5 protein-coding genes are annotated in these 3,060 nt (G+C 67.5%); 4 read left to right on the top strand and 1 reads right to left on the bottom strand.

Annotation, left to right across the window (positions count from 1 at the left end):
* A partial coding sequence (locus tag VEY12_10860) for a hypothetical protein (GenBank protein HYM40617.1) occupies positions 1 to 205 on the bottom strand: 205 nt, incomplete at its 3' end.
* Between the two features lie 63 nt (positions 206 to 268).
* Between VEY12_10860 and VEY12_10855 the strand changes: the two genes are divergently transcribed.
* From VEY12_10855 to VEY12_10840, 4 genes are all read left to right on the top strand, one after another.
* A complete protein-coding gene (locus tag VEY12_10855; GenBank protein ID HYM40616.1) occupies positions 269 to 952 on the top strand; it encodes a helix-turn-helix domain-containing protein in 684 nt (227 codons plus the stop codon).
* A 64-nt stretch (positions 953 to 1,016) separates the two neighbouring features.
* Positions 1,017 to 1,430 (top strand): SCP2 sterol-binding domain-containing protein, encoded by a 414-nt coding sequence (locus tag VEY12_10850; GenBank protein ID HYM40615.1) that lies wholly within the window; start codon positions 1,017 to 1,019, stop codon positions 1,428 to 1,430.
* A gap of 114 nt (positions 1,431 to 1,544) precedes the next feature.
* A complete protein-coding gene (locus tag VEY12_10845; GenBank protein HYM40614.1) occupies positions 1,545 to 2,414 on the top strand; it encodes a xanthine dehydrogenase family protein subunit M in 870 nt (289 codons plus the stop codon).
* Positions 2,415 to 2,418: 4 nt separating this feature from the next.
* A complete protein-coding gene (locus VEY12_10840) occupies positions 2,419 to 2,967 on the top strand; it encodes a (2Fe-2S)-binding protein (GenBank protein ID HYM40613.1) in 549 nt (182 codons plus the stop codon).
* Positions 2,968 to 3,060 lie beyond the last annotated feature (93 nt).

The raw sequence follows: 3,060 nt of genomic DNA, 5'->3' as shown, positions 1-3,060 counted from the left end.
CCAGGAAGTAGAAGATCTGCGCGTAGCGGTGGCGGTGGGGCGGGGAATGCACGCCCGGCTCCATCTTCGCAATCCCCATGAGCATGAAGTTGCTGTCATTGGGCCCCATGATCTTCTTGTCCACGATGCCGGGTCCGATCCCCTTCTCCCATGGCTCCGCCGGCAGCCGGCGGACGGCCGCCTGTCGGTCCACAATCGTTTCCACAGTTCCGCCTCGGAACCCCCGAGCCCGTGGTTCTATTAGTAGGGCGATGATTACCTGTAACCTATGGCCTTCTGGCGGATTAGCGTCGACGTCCCCTCGGAGCCCCTCATCCGCGCGGGTCTCCTGCCGGCCGCCTTCTTCCGCCACAACACCTCCATCGAGATACTCCGGGTGTACGCGTTCCAGCCGCGGGAGCAGATGTTCCTGGTGCGCGTCACGCGCGCGGCCCGCCCCTGGACGGAGGCACAAATCGCTCGGCAACGCGAAGCCCTCCGCCGCCGCTACCGGCTCCGCGATTTCGAGGTTGTCGAGGTGGGGCCGGACGGGCGCACGTACGTGGCCCTGCTGCGCCAGGCGACGCCCGGCATCCTGGAGGACCTCTTGGAGGAGCTGGGTGCGGGCATTACGCCGATCCCACCGACCGTGGTGGGTCGGGAGCGGGCGGTACTCACGTTCGTCACAGACGAGGAGGCGGAGAAGGCGATTCTGGGACTCCTCGCGACCCTCCGCGTGCCGTTCGAGCTCAGGAGCCGGAGCCGGGTCCGACGGAGCGCGGCGGAGACCGGGGGAGACCTGACCGCCCGCCAGCGCGAGGTTCTGAGCCTGGCATGGAACCTGGGCTACTTCGACATCCCCGCACGGGTGGGCTTGGACAAAATCGCCTCCCTCACGGGGATGAGCCGGAACACGGTGAGCCAGCATCTCCGTCGAGGGCTGCGGCGGATTCTCCGCGAGCGGCTCGGCTGACTCGGTTTGGGATCCCCGAACAGAACGGTATGTATCCCTCCGTAGCTTACCGCACGAAGGGTTCTTGCCCCTGGCCCACATGAATGGATGGGCGCCTCGGATGATCCAGTTCTACACGCGGGAGTTTTTCGAGGAGATCGGGCGGCGGCTCAATGCGGACCCGGAGTGGGCGAAGGCCATGAAGGGTCACGACATGCGCGTGGTCTGCAGCGCGAGCGACAAGAAGCGGTCCTTCCTCATCGCGGTCGCGAACGGGAAGGTGTCAACCGCGGAGGCCACGACCGAGACGTCCGCGGACTACCGATTCGAGGGTCGGTACGCCGCCTGGGTGGACCTCTGCAAAGGGGCGGCGGAGATGGACCGGCTGATCCAGCAAGGGAAGATACGGCTCGCGGGCTCCATGACGGACGTCATGGGCCTCATGGGCCCTCTGAACCGGATTGTGATGACCGCGCGCAGCTTCCCCAAGGATTTCTGAGTCGCTCGCGTCCCCGCCGTCACCGATTGCACGGTCGGCGCAGAGGCCCTCGACCTGCCGCAGGAAAGGGTTATAGGCGTCAGCCGTGTAGGGCGGCCGCGCGAGGTCGGCAAGGTGCAACCGCACGCCTTCGGGTACGCTCGGGCCACGTCCGTCGCCGAGGCCGTCCGGCTTCTCCGGAAGAACGGAGATCGAGCCAAGATTCTCGCGGGCGGCCAGAGCCTCATACCCCTCATGAAACTGCGTCTCGCGAACCCGGAATTCCTGATCGACATCGGCGGCATCTCGGAACTGTCCGCGCTGCGGGAAGACGGAGAGGGCCTGTCCATCGGCGCGATGGTCCGGGACCGCGAGTTCGAACACGCCGAGCTGGTCAAGACTCGGTATCCGATTCTGGGAGATGTGGTCAAGGGCCTCGGCGACCCGCAGGTACGCAACCTCGGGACCGTGGGCGGCTCCTTGGCGCACGCCGACCCCGCGGGCGACTGGGGCGCGGCTCTCCTCGCGTTGGACGCTCACCTCACCTTGACCGGGCCGCGGGGGGAGCGCCAGGTCCCGATCGACGAGTTCTTCAAAGATACCTTCGCGACCGCGTTGCACCCGGACGAAATCCTGACGGAGATCCGGCTTCCGGCCCCCGTTCCGCATTCGGGAAGCGCCTATCAGAAGCTGAAGCGCAAGACGGGCGACTTCGCCACGGTGTCCGCGTCCGCCCGGCTCGCGCTCAATCCGGGAGGAGCCATCGTGGAAGCGCGGCTCGGGCTAGGCGCCGTGGGCCCGACCGCGATCCGTGCGCCACGAGCCGAGGCGTTCTTGGCTGGAAAGTCGCCCGACGAGGCGACCTTCGCGGAGGCGGGACGACTTGCGTCGCAGGAGTCGAGCCCCGTCCCCGACCTCCACGGGAGCGCGGAGTACAAGCGGGCCATGGTGGCCGTCATGGTACGGCGGGCGCTCGAGACGGCCGCCGCGCGGGCTCGGAGCTGATGGAATGCCCCGACGCAAGCCTCGTGCGACGAAGGGTCGGAGGCCCACGAAGACGCGGGCGCGGCGCCCCGCGGTCCAAGTCGTACGCAACGCCCATCCCATCACCCTGACCGTGAACGGCAAGCGGCAGGAGCGGAGGGTGGAGCCCCGGCTGCTGCTCGTAGACCTCCTGCGCGATCATCTCAAGCTGAAGGGAGTGCACGTGGGGTGCGACACGAGCCAGTGCGGGGCATGCACGGTGATCGTGGGCGGTCACGCGGTTAAGTCGTGCACGATGTTCGCCGTCCAAGCGGAGGGTGCGGACATCCTGACGATCGAAGGCCTCGGGACCCCCGGGAGGATGCACCCGCTCCAGGTCGCGTTCAAGGAAAACCTGGGCCTTCAATGCGGATATTGCACGCCGGGAGTCGTTCTCGCGGCCGCCGCGCTCCTCCGGGAGCACCCGTCGCCTTCCGAAGAAGAGGTCCGCGTCGCCATCTCCGGGAACCTGTGTCGTTGCACCGGCTACCGCGACATCGTGAGGTCGGTCCTGTCCGCGGCCGGGCGGACGTAACCCGGCGGGCCACCGTCCCGTCCGCTTGACCCCCGCCGATCCCCGGATCGCCCGGGCAATCCCCACTTCTGGCGTCTCGGTGGTCTCCTAAAG

The sequence above is a fragment of the Thermoplasmata archaeon genome, assembly GCA_035632695.1.
Taxonomy (GTDB): Archaea; Thermoplasmatota; Thermoplasmata; order RBG-16-68-12; family RBG-16-68-12; genus RBG-16-68-12.
Note: the sequence above shows the minus strand (reverse complement) of the source record. Positions and strands in the feature narration are given on the sequence as shown.

Coding starts and splice junctions, on each gene's coding strand:
- VEY12_10840 (HYM40613.1), top strand. CDS start 2,419: ATGCCCCGACGCAAGCCTCGTGCGACGAAGGGTCGGAGGCCCACGAAG.
- VEY12_10855 (HYM40616.1), top strand. CDS start 269: ATGGCCTTCTGGCGGATTAGCGTCGACGTCCCCTCGGAGCCCCTCATC.